This is a genomic window from Novosphingobium sp. BL-52-GroH, assembly GCF_044813085.1.
Lineage (GTDB): Bacteria > Pseudomonadota > Alphaproteobacteria > Sphingomonadales > Sphingomonadaceae > Novosphingobium.
This window is the reverse complement of record NZ_CP171152.1, coordinates 323,552-345,214: the sequence shown is the minus strand read 5'-3', so window position 1 is coordinate 345,214 and position 21,663 is coordinate 323,552. Positions and strand designations below refer to the sequence as shown.

The 21,663-nt window shown below is 67.6% G+C and carries 17 protein-coding genes; 10 read left to right on the top strand and 7 right to left on the bottom strand.

Features of this window, described 5'->3' with window-relative positions; translation table 11 throughout:
* Window positions 1–78: 78 nt before the first annotated feature.
* From ACFFDA_RS14220 to ACFFDA_RS14205, 4 genes are all read left to right on the top strand, one after another.
* A complete protein-coding gene (locus tag ACFFDA_RS14220; RefSeq protein WP_404481102.1) occupies window positions 79–1,479 on the top strand; it encodes a M20/M25/M40 family metallo-hydrolase in 1,401 nt (466 codons plus the stop codon).
* Between the two features lie 11 nt (window positions 1,480–1,490).
* A complete protein-coding gene (locus ACFFDA_RS14215; protein WP_404481101.1) occupies window positions 1,491–2,762 on the top strand; it encodes an amidohydrolase family protein in 1,272 nt (423 codons plus the stop codon).
* Between the two features lie 187 nt (window positions 2,763–2,949).
* A complete protein-coding gene (locus ACFFDA_RS14210; protein WP_404481100.1) occupies window positions 2,950–3,243 on the top strand; it encodes a hypothetical protein in 294 nt (97 codons plus the stop codon).
* A 97-nt stretch (window positions 3,244–3,340) separates the two neighbouring features.
* Window positions 3,341–4,057 (top strand): hypothetical protein, encoded by a 717-nt coding sequence (locus ACFFDA_RS14205; RefSeq protein ID WP_404481099.1) that lies wholly within the window; start codon window positions 3,341–3,343, stop codon window positions 4,055–4,057.
* Window positions 4,058–4,123: 66 nt separating this feature from the next.
* On the opposite strand, the gene ACFFDA_RS14200 is transcribed toward ACFFDA_RS14205, so the two are convergent.
* A complete protein-coding gene (locus ACFFDA_RS14200) occupies window positions 4,124–5,725 on the bottom strand; it encodes a phytoene desaturase family protein (protein ID WP_404481098.1) in 1,602 nt (533 codons plus the stop codon).
* Window positions 5,722–6,891, bottom strand: coding sequence for an aromatic ring-hydroxylating dioxygenase subunit alpha (locus ACFFDA_RS14195; protein WP_404481097.1), 1,170 nt, complete (start codon window positions 6,889–6,891; stop codon window positions 5,722–5,724). Before ACFFDA_RS14195 ends, ACFFDA_RS14200 begins: the two co-directional genes overlap by 4 nt.
* A 36-nt stretch (window positions 6,892–6,927) precedes the next feature.
* On the opposite strand from ACFFDA_RS14195, the gene ACFFDA_RS14190 reads away from it, so the two are divergent.
* Window positions 6,928–7,521 (top strand): TetR family transcriptional regulator C-terminal domain-containing protein, encoded by a 594-nt coding sequence (locus ACFFDA_RS14190; protein ID WP_404481096.1) that lies wholly within the window; start codon window positions 6,928–6,930, stop codon window positions 7,519–7,521.
* Between the two features lie 84 nt (window positions 7,522–7,605).
* Here ACFFDA_RS14190 and ACFFDA_RS14185 read toward each other — a convergent pair whose 3' ends face one another.
* From ACFFDA_RS14185 to ACFFDA_RS14175, 3 genes are all read right to left on the bottom strand, one after another.
* Window positions 7,606–8,889 carry an APC family permease gene (locus tag ACFFDA_RS14185; protein WP_404482756.1) on the bottom strand — a complete coding sequence of 428 codons (1,284 nt, stop codon included), beginning with the start codon at window positions 8,887–8,889 and terminating at the stop codon, window positions 7,606–7,608.
* 28 nt (window positions 8,890–8,917) lie between these two features.
* Window positions 8,918–11,269 (bottom strand): TonB-dependent receptor, encoded by a 2,352-nt coding sequence (locus ACFFDA_RS14180; RefSeq protein ID WP_404481095.1) that lies wholly within the window; start codon window positions 11,267–11,269, stop codon window positions 8,918–8,920.
* Between the two features lie 214 nt (window positions 11,270–11,483).
* Window positions 11,484–13,274 (bottom strand): tetratricopeptide repeat-containing sulfotransferase family protein, encoded by a 1,791-nt coding sequence (locus tag ACFFDA_RS14175; RefSeq protein ID WP_404481094.1) that lies wholly within the window; start codon window positions 13,272–13,274, stop codon window positions 11,484–11,486.
* Window positions 13,275–13,386: 112 nt separating this feature from the next.
* On the opposite strand from ACFFDA_RS14175, the gene ACFFDA_RS14170 reads away from it, so the two are divergent.
* Window positions 13,387–13,674, top strand: coding sequence for a hypothetical protein (locus tag ACFFDA_RS14170; RefSeq protein ID WP_404481093.1), 288 nt, complete (start codon window positions 13,387–13,389; stop codon window positions 13,672–13,674).
* Between the two features lie 170 nt (window positions 13,675–13,844).
* Window positions 13,845–15,641, top strand: coding sequence for a DEAD/DEAH box helicase (locus ACFFDA_RS14165; RefSeq protein ID WP_404481092.1), 1,797 nt, complete (start codon window positions 13,845–13,847; stop codon window positions 15,639–15,641).
* Between the two features lie 305 nt (window positions 15,642–15,946).
* Here ACFFDA_RS14165 and ACFFDA_RS14160 read toward each other — a convergent pair whose 3' ends face one another.
* Together ACFFDA_RS14160 and ACFFDA_RS14155 are read right to left on the bottom strand one after the other, a co-directional pair.
* The gene (locus tag ACFFDA_RS14160) at window positions 15,947–16,408 is read right to left on the bottom strand and encodes a GreA/GreB family elongation factor (protein ID WP_404481091.1); all 462 of its coding nucleotides are present in this window, start codon (window positions 16,406–16,408) and stop codon (window positions 15,947–15,949) included.
* A complete protein-coding gene (locus ACFFDA_RS14155) occupies window positions 16,405–18,276 on the bottom strand; it encodes an ABC-F family ATP-binding cassette domain-containing protein (protein ID WP_404481090.1) in 1,872 nt (623 codons plus the stop codon). Before ACFFDA_RS14155 ends, ACFFDA_RS14160 begins: the two co-directional genes overlap by 4 nt.
* 326 nt (window positions 18,277–18,602) lie before the next feature.
* Here ACFFDA_RS14155 and ACFFDA_RS14150 point away from each other — a divergent pair, with 326 nt between their 5' ends.
* From ACFFDA_RS14150 to ACFFDA_RS14140, 3 genes are all read left to right on the top strand, one after another.
* Entirely contained in the window at window positions 18,603–18,914 is a 312-nt protein-coding gene (locus ACFFDA_RS14150; protein ID WP_404481089.1) for a septum formation initiator family protein, read from the top strand.
* A 173-nt stretch (window positions 18,915–19,087) separates the two neighbouring features.
* On the top strand, window positions 19,088–20,161 hold the full coding sequence (pdhA, locus tag ACFFDA_RS14145) for a pyruvate dehydrogenase (acetyl-transferring) E1 component subunit alpha (protein WP_404481088.1): 1,074 nt from the start codon (window positions 19,088–19,090) through the stop codon (window positions 20,159–20,161).
* A 1-nt stretch (window position 20,162) separates the two neighbouring features.
* Entirely contained in the window at window positions 20,163–21,551 is a 1,389-nt protein-coding gene (locus ACFFDA_RS14140) for a pyruvate dehydrogenase complex E1 component subunit beta (RefSeq protein ID WP_404481087.1), read from the top strand.
* Window positions 21,552–21,663 lie beyond the last annotated feature (112 nt).

Here is a 21,663-nt window from a genome sequence, read left to right as displayed (position 1 = left end):
GATGCGCCAAGCCTGCGTACCGCCGTGCGATTCTGCCGGTGCCGGGCGCCTTCGGTCGCAACTGTCAGGGGCTTTTCCATGCGCTTCCCATCTTCCGCACTGATCTCCCTCGCCGCCGCCCTGCTCGCTTCGACGAGTGCGCAGGCCAAGGGCCATGCCGAAGCGGAAAAGCAGGTGCTGGACCTGTCGAAGCAGACTATCGCGCTGCGATCGGTGCGCGGTCCCGGCAACAAGACGCCGCAGGTCGCCGAAGTGTTCCGCGACGCCCTGCTGAAGGCCGGTTGGACGGCACAGGACGTCGAGATCGTCCCGCTCGACGACACCGCCTACCTCATCGCCACCTGGAAGGGCAGCGACCCGTCGCTGGGCCCCGTGGTGCTCTCCGCGCACATGGACGTGGTCGAGGCCAAACCGGCGGACTGGGAACGCGATCCCTTCACGCCGGTGGTCGAGAACGGCTACCTGTTCGGCCGCGGCGCCAGCGACACCAAGTTCGAGGCCTCGCTGGCGCTGTCCTCGGTGATCGAACTGCGGCGTCAGGGGTTCAAGCCCCGGCGCAGCATCGTCATCGCCTATTCGGGCGACGAGGAGACCACCATGGAAACCTCCAAGGTGATCGCCCAGCGCCTCAGGAACGCCGACATCGTGCTCAACGTCGACGGCTCGTCGGGCACGCTCGCCGAGAACGGCAAGCCGCTGTACTGGAGCTGGCAGGGCGGCGAGAAGACTTACGTGGACTACAAGGTCGAGGTCACCAACCCCGGCGGCCACAGTTCCGCGCCGCGCCCCGACAATGCCATCGTCCAGCTTTCCGAGGCCATGGCCAAGATCGGCGCCTACCGCTTCAAGCCGGAACTCAACGAGATAACCCGCCAATACTGGACCGAAGCCGCCAGGATCGAGCCCGATCCCCGGCTTGCCGCCGCGATGAAGGCCTTCGTCGCCAATCCCGAAGATGCCGCCGCGCTCGCCGTGCTGCGTGCCAATCCGGCCACCGTGGGGCGCGTCTCGACGACGTGCGTGCCGACGATGATCTCGGGAGGCCATGCCCAGAACGCGTTGCCGCAGAGCGCGACCGCCAACATCAACTGCCGCATCTTCCCCGGGCACACCCGGGCGGAGATCATGGCCGAGCTGGCGAAGGCCGCCGCGATGCCTGCAGCCAAGTTCAGCGACGTGACCGGCGACGATTCGGTAGAGGCGCCGGCCTCGCCGATGCGGCCGGACTTCGTCGCGGCGACGCGCAAGGCGGTGACGGCTGCCTGGGGCCCGGTGCCGATCATCCCGACGCAGTCCTCGGGCGCCTCGGATTCGATGTGGTATCGCGCGCTCGGCGTGCCCAGCTACGGTGCCAGCGCATCGATGGGCAAGGATTCCGACGATTTCTCGCACGGGCTCAACGAGCGGATCTCGCTGGTGAACGTCGGGCCGGGCGTGACGTACTACCTGAGCCTGCTCAAGGACCTTGCAGCGAAGTGAGGGGCCGCGAAGTGAGGGCGATCGTCGCGGTCGCCGCCCTCGCGTTGGCGGCGCCGCCGGCTGGCGCCCATTCCGTCTACGTCACCGCCGGGCGGCTGCTCGACGTGGCGAGCGGGACGGCCAGGACCGGCCAGTGCGTGCTGGTCGATGGCGAGCGCATCGCCCGCGTCGAGCCCTGCACCGCGCCGCCGCCCGGAGCGCAGGCGCTCGACTGGTCGGCATACACAGTGGTGCCGGGCCTGATCGACCTGCACACCCACCTGGCCGACACCGGGCAGGGCGCGGACGTCGCCGCCCCGCTCAAGACCTCGCCGCAGGCGACCGCGCTGATCGGCGCGCACAACGCGAAAGTCACGCTCGAGGCCGGCTTCACCACGGTGCGTGACGTCGGCACCTATCGCGGCCTCACCGACGTGGCGCTGCGCGATGCGATCGCCGGCGGTCTGGTGCCGGGCCCGCGCATGTTCGTTGCGGGCGCCTACATCACGAAACCGGGCGGTGGCGGCGAACTCAACGGCGTGATCCCCAACGACCAACTGCCCGCCGACATGCGCCTGGGCGTCGTGCGCAATGCCGGCGAGGCGCGCGAGCGCACGCAGTACCTGTTCGACCACGGGGCAGACTTCATCAAGATGATCGCCACCGGGGCGGTGCTCGCCATCGGCACCGAGCCGGGCCAGGTCGAGCTTTCCCAAGACGAGATGCGCGCGGTAGTCGACGTGGCGAGGGCGCACGGCAGCTACGCCACGGCCCACGCGCACGGCGCGGCAGGGATCAAGGCCGCGATCCGCGCAGGGGTGCACAGCATCGAGCACGCCAGCCTGATCGACGACGAAGGCCTCGCGATGGCGAAGAAGGCCGGCGTCTGGCTGGTCATGGACGTCTACGACGGCGACTGGATCGACCAGGAGGGCACGCGGGAAGGCTGGCCCGCAGAGTACCTGCGCAAGAACCGCGAGACCACGCAAGTCCAGCGCGAAGGCTTCGCCAAAGCCGTGAAGCGGGGCGTGAAGCTCGCCTACGGGACCGACGCCGGGGTCTATCCCCATGGCCTCAACGCCCGCCAGTTCGCCTACATGGTGCGCTGGGGCATGACCCCGGCACAGGCGATCCGGGCTGCGACCCTCGATGCCGCGACGCTGATCGGGCACGAGAAGGAACTGGGCTCGATCGCGCCGGGCAAGTTCGCCGACATGATCGCGGTCGCGGGCGACCCGCTTGCGGACGTGCGGGTGCTGGAAAACGTGGCCCATGTGATGAAAGGCGGGGACGTTGCGAAATAGCGTGGCGGCAATCGCCCTGCGAACGTTCCTGGCACGCTGTTCCCCGCGCTCGGGGAACAGCCCGGCGGCTTTGGCGGGTGCTTCGCTTCCGTCTGCCTGAACGGAGGCACAGTCGGACATAATTGCATTGTGACGGCCGCGGCGCTCGGCTTGGCCAGGGCGGCTGACCAAGCATGAGGAAATTTCAATGTCCCCCACGTTCAAGAAACTCGCCCCCGCAGTCGTGATTCTCGCCGGCTCGATGGGCCTCGGCGGATGCGCCACCAAGGGCTTCGTGCGCGAGCAGATCGCCACCGTGAACCAGCGCGTCGACGCTCTCGACGCGAAGCTCGCGCAGACCGACGGTACTGCCAGGCAGGCGCTCGCGGAAGCCCAGGCCGCGTCCGGCCAGGCCCAGAACAATAGCCAGCGCATCGACCAGATCAATGCCCGCGTCGATGGCGTCGAGCAGCGCCTGCAGCAGAAGCGTCCGCGCAACTGATGACGGCGCAGGCATGCTTGCCTGACATGCCCAGACTGTGATTAAACGCGCCGGCGCTTCCACAGTGTCGGCGCGTATCATTCGAGTTCACGAAACGATGAAATATGCCGTCCTGGCGCTTGCGGGTCTTGCGCCGACGATACCCGTGTCCGCATCGGCAGCGGAGAACGTCCAGGCATCGTCACCTCCCAGGGCGGAGGCCAGGGCTCAGGTCACCGCCGCGGCGATCCAGGACGAACCGGAAAGATCGCAGGACGCCTCGCGCGTTGCCGACTGGGTCGCCCGGTCGCAGGACAACAGGTCGCTTCCCTACGCGATCATCGACAAGAAGACCGCCGCGCTCTTCCTGTTCGACGCGAAGGGGACCCAGATCGGCCGGACGCCGGTGCTGGTCGGTGTCGCCATCGGCGACGAGGCCACACCGGGGATCGGCGGCAAGAACCTCTCCGAGATCGGTCCGGCGGAGAAGACCACGCCGGCGGGGCGTTTCGTCGCCAAATACGGCTATGCGGTCGGAAAGCAGCGGGTGCTGTGGGTCGACTACGCCACCTCCGTCGCGCTTCACCCGGTGCCGAACACCAACAAGAAGGAACGCCGTCCCGCACGGCTGCTGTCGCCCACGCCCGACGACAACCGGATCACCTTCGGGTGCATCAACGTATCGCTCAGGTTCTACAATGGGAAAGTCCGGCCGCTGTTCCAGAAGAAGGGCGGGGTCGTCTACGTCCTGCCGGAGACGAAGACGCTCGAAGAAACGTTCCCCCGGCTGCGCGTGCAGCCCTTCCTGAACGGCGGTTCGCAGGCGCGGGAATGACGAGGGTGCGGCTCCAGACGATCGCGCGCCAAAGCCTGCCACGGATCAGGCCAGCCGGACGACGCTCTACCGGAACCGCCCGAACCTGCCCTTGTCGGCGATGACTTCGTGGGCGCAGTTGTGGCCCGGAGCGCCTGTCACGCCGCCGCCCGGGTGCGCCCCGGCGCCGCACATGTAGAGGCCCTTGATCGGCCCGCGATAGGCGCCATGCCCGAGCACCGGCCGGGCCGACCACATCTGGTCGAGCGTCAGGTTGCCGTGCATAATGTCCCCCCCGGCCAGCCCGAACTTGCGCTCCAGGCCCTTGGGGCTTAGCATCTGGCGGCCCAGGATCGAGGCGCGGAACCCGGGGGCATGGGCCTCGACGGTATCGACGATGGTGTCGGCGGCGGCATCCTCCTCGGCGTCCCAGTCGCGGCCGTCGGGCAGTTCGGGCGCGAATTGCTGGCAGAACAGGCTGGCGACATGCTGGCCCGCCGGCGCGAGGCTGTCGTCGATGGTCGAGGGGATCAGCATCTCGACGATCGGTTTCTTCGACCAGCCGATCTGCTTCGCATCGAGGAAGGCGCGGTCCATGTAGTCGAGGGTCGGGGCGATGATGATGCCCGACTGGTGATGTTCTCCAGGCTCTGGCAGGCAGGTGAAGCGCGGCAGCTCGGACAGCGCCACGTTCATGCGGAAAGTGCCGCTGCCGGCCTTGAAGCCCTTCATGCGCCGGGCGAAATCGGGGTTCAGGTCGCTGGCGGCGATCATCCTGCCGTAGAGCAGCTTGGGCCCGACGTTGGCGATGACCCGCGGCGCGGCGATCTCCTCGCCGCTCTCCAGGCGTACCCCCGCGACTTTGCCTCCATCGACAAGGACCTGATCCACCGGTGCTTCGAGGCTGATCTCGACGCCGAGGTCGCGGCAGACCCGGGCCATGATCTGCGTGATCGTGCCCATGCCGCCGACGCAGTGGCCCCAGGCGCCCTTCTTGCCGTTCACTTCGCCGAAGACATGGTGGAGCAGCACGTAGGCGCTGCCCGGCGTATCGGGCGAGGCGTAGTTGCCGACCACCGCGTCGAACCCGAACGCGGCCTTGACCGCCTCGCTCTCGAACCATCCGTCGAGCAGGCCGCGAGCGGACTTGGTGAACAAGTCGAGCACGTCGCGCTGTGCTTCGATCGAGAGGCCGGCGAGCTTGCGGCCCTGCAAGGCGGCATCGATCAGGGCGCGCCAGCCGCCCCCGGCCTCGGGCGGGGTCTTGAGCGCCAGGTCGCGCAGGACTTCGGCCACGCCTTCGAGGGCATCGTAATAGGCCGGAAGCACTTGTGCGTCGTGTTGCGAGAAGCGGCGGAACTCCGCCTGCGTGCGCTCCAGCCCGCCGCCGAGCTTGAGGTAGCCGCCGTCCTCCTGCGGCAGGAAGTTGCTGATCGGGCGCTCGATCACGCGGTAGCCGTGGTCGGCCAGGCGCATGTCGGCGATCACCCTGGGCTGGAGCAGGCTGACCGTGTAGCTGGCCACGGAGTTGCGAAAGCCCGGGTGGAACTCCTCGGTCACTGCCGCGCCGCCGACGACGTCGCGTCGCTCCAGCACGCGCACCTTGAGGCCGGCACGGGCGAGGTAGAAGGCGCAAGTCAGTCCGTTGTGGCCGGCGCCGATGACGATCGCATCGTATTTCGTGGTCATCGCATCTGGCTCCAGCCGGGGGCGGGGCGGCGTTCGGAGCGCGCCTCGGGAATGATGTCGCGCATCCGGGCGCAGAAATGGCGCAGGCACACTTCCTTGTCGGACAGCGGCCCGATCGAGAAGCTGCGCGAGGCCATGCCCGCCTGGACGCGGGTGATGAGGTCGGTGTCCTCGGTATTGACCTGGCGGTTGATGCGCCAGTTGAGGTAGCGTGCGGCCTTCATCTCACGGCGCTCATCCGGCAGCACGTAGCTGATCTCGCGGATCAGGCTGGTGGTCGGGCTGACCGGGAGCCACTGCATGAAGTCGACCTGGTCGGGGTAGATGTCGAAGGCGACGTTGGGCCAGAGCTTGAAATAGAGCCAGTGCCGCTGGCGGTGCGGCGGCAGGTGGGGCACCGGCGGCAGCAGCTTCTGGTACATCCGTTCGGACCAGTTGCGCGACGGGGTCTCCACCAGATCGCCCCACATGCGGTCGACGTTCGCTTCCGCTTCCACCCCGTAGCTGCGGCCGAACAGGCGGGTGAGCCCGGGATGGGCGACGGGGATGTGCAGGCCGTCGGAATAGTTGTCGCCGACGTTCTTCCAGTTCACCGCGCGCGGGCGCAGGGTGACGCGGCCGAGCGCGGTCAGCTCCTCGAAGCGGTAGGGGGCGACCATCGCCTCGTAAGGCGCCATCATCCGCGCCACCGAGGGGCCGCCGTCGTCGACCAGCCGGACGAAGACGAAGCCGCGCCACACTTCGAGGTCCACCGGGGCAAGGCCGTGGCGGTCGCGGTCGAAGGCGGGGTAGCTGGCACTGTCGGGCACGCCGGCGAGGCGGCCGTCGAGGTCGTAGGTCCAGGCGTGATACGGGCACACCAGCCTCTTCGCGCAGCCGCTGGCGCCGTCGACCAGCCGCGATCCGCGATGGCGGCACACGTTGGTGAAGGCGCGCAAGGCGCCGTCGGCGCCGCGCACCGCGATCACGCTTTCGCCGATGTAGTCGAGCGTGTGCCAGTCGCCGGGGGCGGGCAGGTCGCTCTCGTGGCAGACCACCTGCCAGCTCGGCGCGAAGACGCGCTCTCTTTCGGCCTCGAAGAAATCGGGATCGGAATACGTCCAGGCCGGCAGGCTCCAGCCTTCCAGCGGGTCTATCGTGGTCTGGTCGGCGGCCTGCGTTGCCATCCCGGGCTCCTTGCTATACGATCGTATAACAAGATCATGGACAAGCATCAATCCTTCCGGCGCGCCGATCCCGACGAACGCCGCCAGAGCCTGGTCGAGGCCACTGCGCGGTGCCTCGCGCAGCACGGCGTCGCGGGAACCTCGGTGCGCTCCATCTGCGCGGCGGCGGGTGTGTCGCCGGGGTTGCTGCGGCATTACTTCGCCGGGGTGTCGCAGGCCATCGCCGAGGCCTATCGCTGGACCGGCAACCGCGTCTCGCAGGCGCTGGAAGATGCGGTCGCGCGTGCCGGCGAGGACCCGAGGGACCGCCTGCTGGCCTATCTGACCGCCAGCTTCCGCCCGCCGATCGCCGATGCCGAACTGCTGGCGACCTGGCTCGCCTTCTGGAGCATGACGCCGGTGGATGGCGGGATCGGTGCGCTTCACACCGAGATCTACGGCGAGTTCCGCAGCGGCATCGAGGACCTCATCCTCGCCCTGCGCCCGGGACTGGCGGACGCGCGGCTGGCGGCGGTGGCGCTCACGGCACTGATCGACGGCCTGTGGCTGGAACTGAGCCTGGGCAAGGCGCCCTTCACGCGGCTGGAGGCAGAGGCCCTGGTCGAGAAATGGCTCGATGCGCTGCTCTAAGCTGCTGGTTTTCCTAATTTTCAAAGTCATCAGGTGATACTACCTGATTGGAAAATGCTCTAGCGCCGGTTCGGACATGCGCCGTCAGGGCAACGCGGCCCGGGCATTCCGGCTTCGGGTCCACAGCCAGACCGGCAGGCCAAGGGCCATCAGGATGAAGCTCAATCCGCTCGCTCCAATGCCCGCGCCCCACAGCGTCCACGCCGCATAGGCTGCCCCCATCGCGGCGAGCGGACGACTGACGCGCAGGTGCCACGCTGCCAGTGCGCAGGCGAGGTACAGCCACAGCGAGGCCGAGGTCGAGAGCAGGAGCAGGTATTCGAACAGCGCCTGCATCGAGCGCGAGGCATTCATCAGCACGAAGACGCTGGCGATGACGGTCGAGACCAGCAGGGCCCGCTGCGGCGTCCCTCGCGCGTCGGTGGCGGCGAACCAGCGGGGCAGCAGGCCGCGCTCGGCCATGTCGCGCGCCATTTCCGATTGCAGCAGCGTCCAGCCGTTGAGCGCGCCGACGCAACTGACGACCGCGAAGATCGTCACGAATGCGGCCGCGGTCGGATTCCAGTAGCGCTCGACGAACGTGGCGAAGGGCGCGGGCGAGGCGGCGGCAACGTCCATCGGCAACAGCAGGGCGATGGCCGAGCATACCAGCAGGTAGAGCACGCCGGTCAACGCCGTGCCCCACAAGGTGGCACGCGCGACGTTGACCGCAGGATCGCGCACGCGCCTGGCGGCGATGCTGGCGGATTCGAAGCCGACGAGCGCCCACAGGGTCAAGGTCGCCGCGGCATTGACCGACCCGGGGGTGACCGGCACCGCGTCCACCGGCATCACTTGCGCCATGCCGCCGGCCAACAGCACGGCCGCTATCGCGATGACGACGACCAGCGGTATGATCTTGATCGCCACGGTCACGACCTGAAAGTTGCCCGCCGCGCGCAAGCCGCGTCCGTTCAGCAGCGCCAGCACCCAGACGAGGGCCATTGCCGCGAGCGCCGGGCGGAATGCCTCGGCCGAGAGCGCCGGGATCATGTTCGAAAGGTAGCTGACCGCCGCCACCGCGATCGTCGCCACGGTCGTCCAGATCGAGACGAGGTAGATCCAGCTCACGAAGAATCCGGCGGTGTCGCCGAAGGCGGTCGAGACGAACCCGGGTGGTCCGCCGGCTTCGGGCACCGCACGGGTCAGTCCGACGAGGACCCAGGCGAGTACCATCGCCCCGGCCGTCGTCGCGATCCAGCCCGCCACGGCGTTCCAGCCGAATGGCGCGAGGCTGGCCGGCAGCAGGAAGACGCCCGATCCGATCATGTTGCCGACGACCAGCGCCATCGCCGCGACGAGGCCGAGGCGGCGGTCGCCCGCGACTATGCGTTCGCTTGCGCCGGAAGCCGGGAGATCAGAAATCCCTGCCGACCTTGATGCCGATCAGCCTGGGCCGGATCACGTAGTCGTAGAAGACGCCGCCCGTGCCGCTGAGGCCTTCGGGATCGCCGCAGGTGGTCTCCAGGCACTGCACCGAACTGTTGATGACCCCGTTGCTGTCGAATACGTTGTTTGCATAAATTTCAAAGCGCCAGACGTCGTTCTTCACGCCGATGCTGAAGTCTGCGGTAGTGTAGGCGGCGAACTCCCCCTTGATCTCGTTCTCGGCGTCGCGAAGGTCGCTGCGGCGCTTGCCGATGTAGTTGACCGAGCCCTGGACGTGCCCGGTCCAGTCGCCGAGCGGAAATTCGTAGCGGGCCAGCGCATTGCCCTTGAACTTGGCGGTGATCGGCAGGCTGGTGCCGGCCCGGGCGAGCAGGGCGTTGTCCTCGCCGGCCTCGCTGGGAAGGGTGCAGTCGAACGCGGTGTTGGCGTACTGGCAGAAGTCCTTGGTGATCTTGGCGTCGTTGTAGCTGCCGCCCGCGCTGAGCGTCAGGCCGCCCTTGCGGTAGCCGAGATCGAACTCGGTGCCGTAGATACGTGCCGCACCGGCGTTGCGGATCAGGGTCAGGCCGTTCTCGCCCAGGAACGAGAGCTGGATGTTGCTCCAGTCCTCGCGGTACATCGCATAGTTGAAGTGGAACGCGCCGATCTGGCTTTTCCAGCCGAATTCGTAGTTGTCGAGCGTGTCGGCGCCATAGGGGGGCTGGCCACCGCGGCGGTTGATGCCGCCGGGGCGGAAGCCGCGCGACCAGGTGGCGTAGACCAGCCAGTCCGGGCTGAACTTGTAGGTCAGGTTGGCCTTGTAGATCGACCCCGTGTCGGAGGTCCTGGCGTTGAGGTTGGTGCAGGGAGAGCCGCTGACGATCGGGGCGGCACCGTTGCAGCCGGCGACGCCCGTGCCGTCGCGGATGAAGACCCCCTCGTCGGTGTACTTGTCGCCGGAATAGCCTTCCGCGTAGCCGAAGAAGCCGGCCAGCGAGTTCTTGTACTTGTAGACGCGCAGGCCGCCGGTCGCGGTGAGCTTGTCGGTCAGGTCGAAGCTCAGTTCGCCGAAGGCGGCATAGTCGCGGTCGATGCGCTTCTGGCGGGTGAACCAGATGTCGCTGTCGGTGCCCGGCACGGTGATGACGTCGGCGATGCCGTCGATGATGTAGTTCTGCGTGATCTGGTGCACCTGGCGCTGGGCATAGAGCCCTGCGATCAGGCGCAGGCGGCTGTCCTGCGGAGAGGCGATGCGCAGTTCGCCGAACTGGCGGCGGTACTTGTCCTTGCCCTGGATGTACTGGTTGGGGCTGACGAGATCGCCTGCATTGTCATAGAGATAGGCGCCCGAGCCGTTGAGCGCATCGTAGAAATACGAGTAGTCGGAATAGTCGGACTCGGTGTGATCCTTGCGGTTGAGGATGCCGCCGGTCGCCACGAGGTCCCAGTTGCCCACTTGCCCGGTGATGGTGAGGGCGGCCTGATACCACTCGTCCTTGCTGCCTTCCGGGTTGTACTGGACGGTCTGGAGCTTTCCGGAAACCGCGCTGGAGCGTTCCTGCGCGAAGCTGCCGTGGGTCTTCTGGACCTGCCCCATCAGCGTGGGCGTGACGGTCCAGTTGTCGTCCAGCTCGATGCCCAGCGCCATGCGGGCGCCGTAGGTGTCGACGTCGTTGTAGTTCTTCTCGACGAGGTCGGCGTTGTCCTGGGTGATGCCCGAGACGGCGAAGGTGCGGCTGCCGTGGACGTTGTCGATGTAGCCGGCGTCGTGGCGATACCAGCCGACCACGCGCAGTGCCGCCCGGTCCGACAGCTTGAAGTTGACGAAGCCCTGCGCAACGCCGCCCACGTCGCCGTGCGCGACCGAATTCATTTCCGCGTCGACGGCGCCGTAAGTCCCCGAATAGTCGGGCGCGTTGGTGACGATCTTGATCGTGCCGGCCATCGAGCTGGCACCGTAGAGCGTGCCTTGCGGCCCGGCGAGCGCCTCGACTCGGGAGATGTCGTAGGCGTGGATGTCGAGAGCGCCCTGGATCGTCGTGATCGGCATTTCGTCGAGGTAGGTGCCCACCGTGGGCAGCGGGCCCGAGTGGTTGGCGTTCTCGCCCGAGGCGACGCCACGGAAGTAGACCTGGCTGAAGCCCGGCTGGGTGGTCTGGATCGTTACCGAGGGGATGAACTTGACCGCGTCCTGCAGTTCCTTGACCTGCAGTTCGCGCAGCTTCTCTCCGCCCAGCGCGGTGATCGCGATCGGTACGTCCTGGATGTTCTGGGTGCGTTTCTGGGCAGTGACGAGGATGATGTCGCCCTGTTGCTCCTCGGCCGGAGCCTGCTGGGCCATGGCCGGTTGCGCTGCAGCGAGGGCGGACGAGCCAAGCAGCGCGATAACGACGCTGCGACGAGAAGCCAAACGCGATGAAATCATCCGCACACCCCTGAAATTGCCGTAAGGGGAAGGCGCCATAATTGTTGAGTTTTGACAATAGGTCTGCCGGGTAACCCTCATTGTGCAGTGCAATGTATGACATTTCTGCCACAATTCACGGGACTTGCTTTCAGCGCTCCGCGTAAGTGTCCGGAAGGTCGCCGAGGCTCGCCTCGAGCGGGCCCAGCCAGGCTTCGTAGGGACGCCACTGGCCGACGCCGTCGCGGTTGATCGGGCGGCGGACCTGCTCGCTCGAAGCGGTGCGCACGGCCCGGGTGTTGCGGTGGAACTCCAGGCACGCGTCCTCGAAGGGCAGGCCGAGATGCGCGAGCAGGCCGCGCACTTCGGTTTCGGGATCGTCGAGGAGGCGTTCGTGGATCACGCGATGGACACGACCGGGCAGGACCCGGTCGTAATGCGCCATGGCCCGCACGTAGTCGGCGTAGAAGCGCCCGATGTGCTCGAGGTCGTAAGAGAAGGCCTGCCCCTTGGCGAAGTTCTGGCGGAAGTTGGAGAAGCAGCAGTCGAGCGGATGGCGGCGTGCATCGATGATCCGCGCCTTGGGCAGGATCAGTGCGATCAGGCCGAGGTAGGCCCAGTTGTTGGGCAGCTTGTCGATGTAGAACGGCTTGTCGCTCTTGCGCTGGATGCGGGTGCGTTCGAGGAATTCGGCGCCAAGTTCGGCGAGGCGCTCCGGCGGCAGGGTGGCGAGCGCGTGGGGCCAGTCGCGCGGATGGCTGCCGGCGGCCCGGGTTTCGCGCAAGGCGATGGCGGGGATGTCGGGCAGTTCCATGGTGCCTTCGACGGCGGAGTGGCTGGCGAGGATCTGCTCGATCAGCGTCGAGCCCGCGCGCGGCAGGCCGAGGATGAAGATCGGGTCGGGCGAGGGGCACCCGGCCTGCGCGCGGGCCGCGACGAAGGCGGGGGTGAACGTCGCGATCATGCTGTCGACCTGCGCGGCGGTGGCGGCGGGATCGTAGCCGAGCTGGTCGCGGCGCAGGCGGTTGCCCTTCGCGTAATGGTCGAACGAAGCCGCCGCATCGCCGCGGTCCTCCAGCGCCTTGCCGAGCGCGAAGTGCAGGTGGAGGCGGTCTTCCTCCGACAGTTCGCCGGCGGCAAGGGCGGCCTCCATCGCGGCGACGTCGTCCTGCTCGAAGCGCCAGGTCTTGAGGTTGGCGAGGCTCCACCACACTTCGCCGAGACCTGGCTCGATCGCCAGCGCGCGGCGGTAGGCGGCGACGCTTTCCCGTTGCTCGCCCAGCGTCTTGAGGATGTGGCCGTAGCTCATCCAAAGCCTTGCATGCTCGGGGAACGTGGCGGTGAGGTCGGCGTAGATGCGCCGGGCTTCCTCGTAGTCGCCGGTCCGGCCCAGCGCGGCGGCGCGCAAGTTGAGGTTGCCGGCATCCCCGCCTCCGGCCGCGAGGACGGCGTCGAGTTCCGCCACCGCCTCGGGAAAGCGGTTCTGTCGGTAGAGCACCGTCGCGAGGTTGGCCCGCGCCGCGACGAAGCCGGGGGCGAGTTCCAGCGCCCGGCGCAGCAGCGCCTCGGCATCGCGATGGCGGCCGATCCGTCCTGCCAGCTCCGCCATCATGCGGATCGCGGCCACGTCGGTCGGCTGGTCGCGCAGGCGCTGGCGCAAGCCGCTTTCCGCGGCGGGCAGGTCGCCCGTGACGAGGGCGCCGGCGATGGCGACGAGGCGGGGATCGTGGGCGGAGGCCCGGATGGCTTCGCTCTCGGCGAGGCCCGCCTCGGCATCGCGACCCAGCGCGCGCAGGGCCCGGCCGAGCAGGCGATAGGCCGGCGCCGCGTCGGGGTCGCGCAGGATCGCATCGCGCAGCACGGGAATGGCGCGGGCGGGGTCCGAGGCGACGAGCGCGGCGATCGAGACGGCCGGAGGGGCGGCCGGGGCAGTGCGGTTCATGGCCGCAGGTTATGGGCAAGACCCGGGCTCACCTCAAGCGGTCCCGGTCATAGCCTCGGCGCCGGCATCGCTATTGCCTGTCTTGCGGGAATATGACAGCTTGCCGCCCGGCTTGATCGCCACCGTCAGGATCGTTAGCCGGCCGCTCGATGAGCCGGACAAACATTTCCAGGGGTATAGCGTCATGCGCGTAACGACTGTGCGCAAAGGACTTTTCCGGACGAAACTGCCGGGCCTGGGCGAATGCGCGCGGGTCGACATGAGCGCGGGCGACGCGGCCCCGTTCCTGGAGCGGGACATGTACGTACTGCTCGGATTCCAGCCGGGTTTCGACGAATTGCCCGAGCAGCGCGCCGACCCGACGGCGGCCTCGCGACCGCTCTGGCCGGAGTGGAATTGAAGCCTGGAAGGCAGCCTTGAGGGGCGAATTGTCCCGAAAGTGAAATTGGTGCGCGCAAATTCGCGCGCTTTCGTCTATGGGCCTTCGCTTGGCGCCGTATGGAAGGTGCCTTATCAGCCCTTCGTACGTTCCCCAAGGCCGCCCAGGGCGGCAGGATTCATTTGCCCGTTATGACATTTACCAACATCCCCCAGCCTCTTTCCGAGGCGCTCGCAGCGCATGGCTACGAAACGCTCACGCCGGTCCAGGCCGCCGTGTCCGAATCGGAAGCGCGTGGCCGCGATCTCGTCGTCTCGGCCCAGACCGGCTCGGGCAAGACCGTCGCCTTCGGCATCGCCATGGCCGACGAACTGCTCGAAGACGACCGCATTCCCTATTCGGAAGGCCCGCTGGCCCTCGCCATCGCGCCGACGCGCGAACTGGCCCAGCAGGTCAGCCGCGAGCTGGAATGGCTCTACGCCAAGACCGGCGCGCGCATCGTGACGTGCGTTGGCGGCATGGACCCGGTCAAGGAGCGCCGCCAGCTCGAGCGCGGCGCGACGATCGTCGTCGGCACCCCCGGCCGCCTGCGCGACCACCTGGAGCGCGGCAAGCTCAACCTTTCGGGCCTGCGCGCCGTCGTCCTCGACGAAGCCGACGAGATGCTCGACATGGGCTTCCGCGAGGATCTCGAGGAAATCCTCGACGCGACCCCCGAAGGCCGCCGCACGTTGCTGTTCTCGGCGACGATGCCGCGCCCGATCGAGGCGCTGGCCCAGCGTTACCAGAAGAACTCGCTGCGCATCTCCACCGTCGGCGAGAACCGCGGCCATGGCGACATCGCCTACAAGGCCGTGACGGTCGCCCCGTCGGACATCGAGCATGCGGTGGTCAACCTGCTGCGCTTCTACGATGCCGAGACCGCCATCCTGTTCTGCGCCACGCGCGACAACGTCAAGCACCTGCACTCCACCCTGACCGAGCGCGGCTTCTCCGCGGTGGCGCTGTCGGGCGAGCATTCGCAGAACGAGCGCAACAACGCGCTCCAGGCGCTGCGCGACAAGCGCGCCCGCGTCTGCGTCGCCACCGACGTCGCCGCGCGCGGCATCGACCTTCCCTCGCTCACCCTCGTCGTCCATGTGGAAATCCCGCGCGACGCCGAGACGCTGCAGCACCGCTCGGGCCGCACCGGCCGCGCGGGCAAGAAGGGCACGGCGGTCATCCTCGTGCCGTACCCGCGCCGTCGCCGCGTCGAGATGATGCTGCGCGGCGCGCGCATCGAGGCCGAATGGGGCGAAGCACCCGGCCCGGAGGAAATCCGCGCGCAGGATCGCGGACGCCTGATGGAAAAGCTGCTGGCGCCGGTCGAGGCCGACGAGGACGATCGCGAGATCGCTCGCCTGGTTCTCGAAACCGTCAGCCCCGAGGACATCGCGGCCGCGCTCGTCCAGGCGCACCGCGCCGCGATGCCGCAGCCCGAGGAACTGCTCGGCAATTCGCCCGAGAGCCGCGAGAAGCGCGAGCGTCCCGGCTTCGAGGACATCGTGTGGTTCCGCATGGACGTGGGTCGCCAGCAGAACGCCGAGGCCCGCTGGTTGCTGCCCGTGCTGTGCCGCCGTGGCCACGTCACCCGTGACGCTGTGGGCCAGATCCGCATCTCGGCCGACCAGACCCACTTCCAGATCCCGAGCAAGCTCGCCGACCAGTTCGCCGCCGCCGTCCAGCGCACCGCGAACCCCGAAGGCGAATACGAGGGCACCATCCTCATCGAGCGTTCGCCCGATACCCCCCGCGACGTCGCCAAGCACCGCAGCCGCGATCGCGAGGGTCCGCAAGGCCGTGGCCGTCGTCCGCATCCGGGCGGTGGTCAGGGCGGCTACAGCAGCCAGCCGCGCGGCGAAGGCGAAGCCCCTTACCGCGCGCGCCCGACCACGGGCGGCGGCGGTGGCAAGCCGTTCCACAAGAAGCCGCGCAAGGGCGGTTACTGAGATCGAACGCGCCCGCGTGTCCTGGAAACAAGATTCCGGGACACGCGGGCGGTTTCGTGCGCGCTGATGCCCGGTCCAGGATAGCGCGCGGCATTGGTGGCGGTCCCGGATCAAGTCCGGAATGACGGTTGGGCCATGACTGCCGGGTAGCCCCCAGCCTCATCCACAGCGTTTCAAATCCACTCTCGTCATTCCCGCGCAGGCGGGAACCCAACTGAGGTGTGCTCGGGTCGCACTATCATCAGATGGGTTCCCGCCTGCGCGGGAATGACGGAGAATGGAGGGTATCCGAAGCCGGCGGGGCGTCAGGCCGGCAGCACCGCCAGCACTTCGATCACTTCCTCGCGCCCGTTGAAATCGACGAACTCGCCGACTTCCGCGCCCATCAGCGCGCGGGCGAGGGGCGCCGAGAAGGCCAGGCGGCCTTGCGCCGGCTCCGCTTCGTCGTGGCCCACGATCACGATTTCGCGCACCTTGCCGTCGAGTGCGAACCGTACCCGGCAACCGAACGCCACCTTGTCTCCCGACGGCTCGGGCTGCACTTCGGCGGTCGAGAGCCGCGTCTGCCAGTAGCGCAAGTCGCGCTTGGCGGCCTTGAGCGCGGTTTCCTCGGCGAGGGCCTTGATCGTCGCTTCCAGTTCCGCGATGCGCTGGCGGATCAGTTCCAGCCCTGCCGGCGTCACCAGGTTCGGGCCCGGTGGCAACGGCAGTTCGAACTTGGGCTCGAGGTGCTCGTCGTCGCCCTCGCGCCGGAAGGCGACGCTCATTTGCCGCGGCCCATCAGCGTTTCGAGCACTTCGTTGACTTCGAGCCAGCTTTCCTCGGCCTGCGCCATCTCGATCGTGACGGCGGCGTGGCGCTTGCCCAGCTCGCCGATGCTCACGCCCGTCGCGGTGGCGGGACTGGCGAGCGCGGCGTCGAGGTCGTCGAGCTGCGCCTGCAGGCGCTTCATCCGCGTCTCCGCCTCGGTCACCTTCTTGCGCAGGGCCTTCAATTCCTCGCGTGCGACGGCGCCGGACTTCTTCACCGCAGGACCGTCGGCCTTGGCGCTGCCGCCATCGGCCTTGGGCTGGTTGCGGCCGAGCACGAAGTCGACGTAGTCCTCCATCGACCCGTCGTAGTTCTCGGCCTGCCCGCCATCGACCAGCACCAGCCGGTCGGCGACCAGTTCGACCATGTGGCGGTCGTGGCTGACCAGGATCACCGCGCCCTCGAAGGCGTTGAGTGCCTGCACCAGCGCCTCGCGCGCGTCGACGTCGAGGTGGTTGGTCGGCTCGTCGAGGATCAGCATGTGCGGCGCGTCGCGTGTCACCAGCGCCAGCGCGAGACGCGCGCGCTCGCCGCCCGAGAGGGTGCCGGTCTCGGAGGTGGCGCGATTGCCCGAGAAGCCGAAGCGGCCGAGCTGGCCGCGCACCGCGACCGGCGGCTTGCCGTCCATCGCGCGGGTCATCAGCTCGAGTGGCGTCGAGTTCGTCGGCAGTTCCTCCACCTGGTACTGGGTGAAGTAGCCGATGCGGATCTTGGGCGAGAAGGTCAGCGAACCTTCCATCGGCTCCAACTGGCGGGCGAGCAGTCGCGCCAGCGTGGTCTTGCCGTTGCCGTTCCGGCCGAGCAGGGCGATGCGGTCCTCGGGATCGATGCGCAGGTTCAGGCGGCGCAGGATCGGTTTGTCTTCCACGTAGCCCACCGCCGCGAGGTCGAGCGTGACCAGCGGCGGGCGCAGTTCGTTGGGGCTGGGGAAGTCGAAGCTGAGCGAGGGGTCCTCGCTCATTGCCGCGATCGGCTGCATCTTGGCGAGCATCTTGGCGCGCGACTGGGCCTGCTTGGCGGTCGAGGCGCGGGCCGAATTGCGCGCGACGTAGTCGGACAGCTTCTTGCGCTGCGCATCCTGGCTGGCGCGCGCCGCTTCGGCCTGTGCCGCGCGTTCGGCGCGCAGGCGTTCGAAGCTATCGTAGTCGCCGGGGTAGAGCGTCAGCTTGCCGCCCTGCAGATGAAGGATGTGGTCGACCACGGTGTTGAGCAGGTCGCGCTCGTGGCTGATGACGATGAGCGTCTTGGGGTAGCTCTTGAGGAAGTTCTCCAGCCACAGCGTCGCTTCGAGGTCGAGGTGGTTCGACGGTTCGTCGAGCAGCATCACGTCGGGCTCGGAGAACAGCAGCGAGGCGAGCGCGACGCGCATCTTCCAGCCGCCCGAGTAGCTGTCGAGCGGGCGGCCCTGCATCTCCTCGTCGAAGCCGAGGCCGACGAGGATGCGCGCCGCGCGGGCAGGGGCGGTATAGGCGTCGATCGCGATCAGGCGCTCGTGCACGTCGCCGAGGCGGTGCGCGTCGGTGCAGGTCTCGGCCTCGGCGAGCAGGGCGGTGCGCTCGACGTCGGCTTCGACGACTGCCTCGAACGGAGTCTTGCTGCCGCTGGGCGCTTCCTGGGCGATGTAGCCCAGGCGCGCGCGGCGTGGCATCTCGACCGAGCCGCCGTCGGGTTCGAGTTCGCCGATGATCGTCTTGACCAGCGTGGACTTGCCGGCGCCGTTGCGGCCGATCAGGCCGATCTTGCCGTTCTGGGGCAGGGTGGCGCTGGCGCCGTCGATGATGGAGCGGCCGCCGAGGCGTACGGTGATGTCACGAAGGGTCAACATGGCGCGCGCCTAGCAGAGCCGGTGCCAAAGCGGAACCGCATGTTCGGCGCAAATCCTCCCGGTTGCGAAGCAATGGGAGGTGGCAGCGACGCAGTGGTCGGCGGAGGGGCCTTCTTCCCCTCCCGATCGGGTTCCGCAACAGGGACGACCGGTGCGGATTGCGACAGTCGGGTTTTGTGCACTGGTTAACACTTGACTGCCGCGAAACTTATCAACACGAAATCTGGTGCCACCGCGTCGAGCAAAAACCCTCCGCCTGTCGCAAACCGCGCAAATCCTTTAGCGAAACCGCTTGAAACGCCGAATCACTTGTGATTCTATAAGGCATGCGGACCGTGCGACAGGAAGCCAACATTGCCAGGGAGCAACTCGTGCAGGGCCTTGCCCTCGCCATGTTGCTGCTCATGGGTCTCTACTGTGTCGCAGGGCCCAGCGGCGTGCTCGCCTGGGGCGAGAACCAGCACCTGCTCGAGGAACGTCGTGCCAAGCTGGTCGAGCTGCAGGCCGAACGCGATCGCATGAAGAACCGCGTCGCCTTGCTCGATCCCCGCAAGATGGACCCGGACCTTGCGGGCGAACTGGTGCGTAGCCATCTCAACGTCGCGCGCCCCGACGAAATGGTCATGCAACTGCCCTGACGTTCGCTGCCCGCGCCATCGGGACAGTCGTGACTCGATGCCGTTTTATGCAAGTCTAGTTGCAAAAAAGTCCACGTTAACGGGGCGTTTTCGAGCGTCCGCGCTTTCGCTTTTCGGGCGGCGTTCCTATACCCGCCCTTCCGAACGATCGCACCAACGATGGGAAGCAAGCGTTGCCCAAAGCAAAGACCCCGGTGGCCGAAACGGCCGCTGTCGTAGATGAGGATTTTGCGCTGCACAGCCTCCAGGCCGCTCTGGACGCTGACAAGCGTTACGAACCTACCAAGGAAGAACTGCTCCATCTCTACGAGCAGATGCTGCTGATCCGCCGCTTCGAGGAAAAGGCCGGCCAGCTCTACGGGCTCGGCCTGATCGGCGGCTTCTGCCACCTCTACATCGGCCAGGAAGCGGTCGCCGTCGGCCTGCAGTCGGCGCTCGACAACGCGAAGGACTCGGTCATCACCGGGTATCGCGACCACGGTCACATGCTCGCCTACGGCATCGATCCCAAGCTCATCATGGCGGAGCTGACCGGGCGTGAAGCCGGCATCTCGAAGGGCAAGGGCGGCTCGATGCACATGTTCTCCGTGGAGCACCGCTTCTACGGCGGCCACGGCATCGTCGGCGCGCAGGTCTCGCTGGGCGCAGGGCTCGCCTTCGCGCACAAGTACCGCGAGGACGGCGGCGTCGCGATGGCCTACTTCGGCGACGGCGCGGCGAACCAGGGCCAGGTCTACGAGAGCTTCAACATGGCGGCGCTGTGGAAGCTGCCGATCATCTTCGTGATCGAGAACAACGGCTACGCCATGGGCACCGCGGTCAAGCGCGGCTCGGCCGAAACCCACTTCCACCGCCGCGGCACCGCCTTCCGCATCCCCGGCATGCAGGTCGACGGCATGGACGTGCTCGAGGTCCGCAAGGCCGCCGAGGTCGCGCTCGAATACGTGCGCGCCGGCAATGGCCCGGTGCTCATGGAGCTGAACACCTACCGCTATCGCGGCCACTCGATGTCGGACCCCGCCAAGTACCGCACGCGCGAGGAAGTCCAGGGCGTGCGCGAGAAGCGCGACCCCATCGAACATGCCAAGCTGGAACTGATCGAGAAGATGGGCGTGACCGAGGAAAGCCTCAAGGAAATCGACAAGCGCGTGCGCGCGCAGGTCGCCCAGTCGGCCGATTTCGCCGAGAACTCGCCGGAACCTTCGGCGCCCGAACTGTATACCGACGTCCTGGTGGAGAGCTACTGAGATGGCGATCGAACTGAAGATGCCCGCTCTCTCCCCGACGATGGAAGAAGGCAAGCTGGCGAAGTGGCTGGTCAAGGAGGGCGACGAAGTCTCCTCCGGCGACATCCTGGCCGAAATCGAGACCGACAAGGCGACGATGGAATTCGAATCCATCGACGAAGGCACGATCGGCAAGATCCTCGTGGCCGAAGGCACCGAGGGCGTGAAGGTCGGCACCGTGATCGCCACGCTTTCGGGCGAGGGCGACGATGCCTCCGCCGCCGAAGCCCCGGCCGCGAAGGAAGCTGCCGAGGAGCCCAAGGCCGAGGAACCCAAGCCGGAAGAGAAGAAGCCTGCCGAGAGCGGCACCGCCAACCTCGCCAGCGACATCAAGACCGCGCGCGATCCCGAGTTGCCCCACGGCACCAACATGAAGACCTCGACCGTGCGCGACGCCCTGCGCGACGCGATGGCCGAGGAAATGCGCCGCGACAGCCGCGTCTTCGTGATGGGCGAGGAAGTCGCCGAGTACCAGGGCGCCTACAAGGTCACCCAGGGCCTGCTCGAAGAGTTCGGGCCCACCCGCGTCATCGACACGCCGATCACCGAATACGGCTTCGCCGGCATCGGCACGGGCGCGGCGATGGGCGGCCTGCGCCCGGTCATCGAGTTCATGACGTTCAACTTCGCCATGCAGGCGATCGACCACATCATCAACTCGGCCGCCAAGACCAACTACATGTCCGGCGGACAGATGCGCTGCCCGATCGTGTTCCGCGGTCCCAACGGCGCCGCCTCGCGCGTCGGCGCGCAGCACTCGCAGAACTACGGCCCGTGGTATGCCAACGTGCCGGGCCTCGTGGTCATCGCGCCTTACGACGCGTCGGACGCCAAGGGCCTGCTCAAGGCGGCGATCCGCAGCGACGACCCGGTGGTGTTCCTCGAGAACGAGCTGGTCTACGGCCGCAACTTCGAGCTGCCCGAGCTTGACGACCACGTCCTGCCGATCGGCAAGGCGCGGCTCATGCGCGAAGGCAAGGACGTGACCATCGTGTCCTACTCGATCGGCGTCGGCCTCGCGCTCGAAGCCGCCGAGACGCTGGCGGCCGAAGGCATCGACGCCGAAGTCATCGATCTGCGCACCCTGCGTCCGCTCGACAAGGAAACGGTGCTGGCGAGCCTGGCCAAGACCAACCGCCTCGTCGTGGCGGAAGAAGGCTTCCCGGTCTGCTCGATCGCTTCGGAAATCTCGGCGATCTGCATGGAGGAAGGCTTCGACCACCTCGACGCGCCGGTCGTGCGCGTGTGCAACGAGGACGTGCCGCTGCCTTACGCCGCCAACCTCGAGAAGCTGGCGATCATCGACGCCAAGCGCGTCGTGGAAGCGGTGAAGAAGGTCACCTACCGCTGATCCGTCACCTTCGCCGGTAGTCCAGGACAAGACCCCGTCATGCCCGCCTTCGTGGGGATGGCGGGGTTTTTGCGTCCACCCGTCGTCCCGGGACGACGAATGCAGATCGGCA

Excerpts from the sequence above, each read along its gene's own strand:
- ACFFDA_RS14220 (WP_404481102.1), top strand. The coding sequence starts at position 79 with ATGCGCTTCCCATCTTCCGCACTGATCTCCCTCGCCGCCGCCCTGCTC.
- ACFFDA_RS14210 (WP_404481100.1), top strand. The coding sequence starts at position 2,950 with ATGTCCCCCACGTTCAAGAAACTCGCCCCCGCAGTCGTGATTCTCGCC.
- ACFFDA_RS14205 (WP_404481099.1), top strand. The coding sequence starts at position 3,341 with ATGAAATATGCCGTCCTGGCGCTTGCGGGTCTTGCGCCGACGATACCC.
- ACFFDA_RS14200 (WP_404481098.1), bottom strand. The coding sequence starts at position 5,725 with ATGACCACGAAATACGATGCGATCGTCATCGGCGCCGGCCACAACGGA.
- ACFFDA_RS14195 (WP_404481097.1), bottom strand. The coding sequence starts at position 6,891 with ATGGCAACGCAGGCCGCCGACCAGACCACGATAGACCCGCTGGAAGGC.
- ACFFDA_RS14190 (WP_404481096.1), top strand. The coding sequence starts at position 6,928 with ATGGACAAGCATCAATCCTTCCGGCGCGCCGATCCCGACGAACGCCGC.
- ACFFDA_RS14180 (WP_404481095.1), bottom strand. The coding sequence starts at position 11,269 with ATGGCCCAGCAGGCTCCGGCCGAGGAGCAACAGGGCGACATCATCCTC.
- ACFFDA_RS14175 (WP_404481094.1), bottom strand. The coding sequence starts at position 13,274 with ATGAACCGCACTGCCCCGGCCGCCCCTCCGGCCGTCTCGATCGCCGCG.
- ACFFDA_RS14165 (WP_404481092.1), top strand. The coding sequence starts at position 13,845 with ATGACATTTACCAACATCCCCCAGCCTCTTTCCGAGGCGCTCGCAGCG.
- ACFFDA_RS14160 (WP_404481091.1), bottom strand. The coding sequence starts at position 16,408 with ATGAGCGTCGCCTTCCGGCGCGAGGGCGACGACGAGCACCTCGAGCCC.
- ACFFDA_RS14155 (WP_404481090.1), bottom strand. The coding sequence starts at position 18,276 with ATGTTGACCCTTCGTGACATCACCGTACGCCTCGGCGGCCGCTCCATC.
- ACFFDA_RS14150 (WP_404481089.1), top strand. The coding sequence starts at position 18,603 with ATGCGGACCGTGCGACAGGAAGCCAACATTGCCAGGGAGCAACTCGTG.
- ACFFDA_RS14140 (WP_404481087.1), top strand. The coding sequence starts at position 20,163 with ATGGCGATCGAACTGAAGATGCCCGCTCTCTCCCCGACGATGGAAGAA.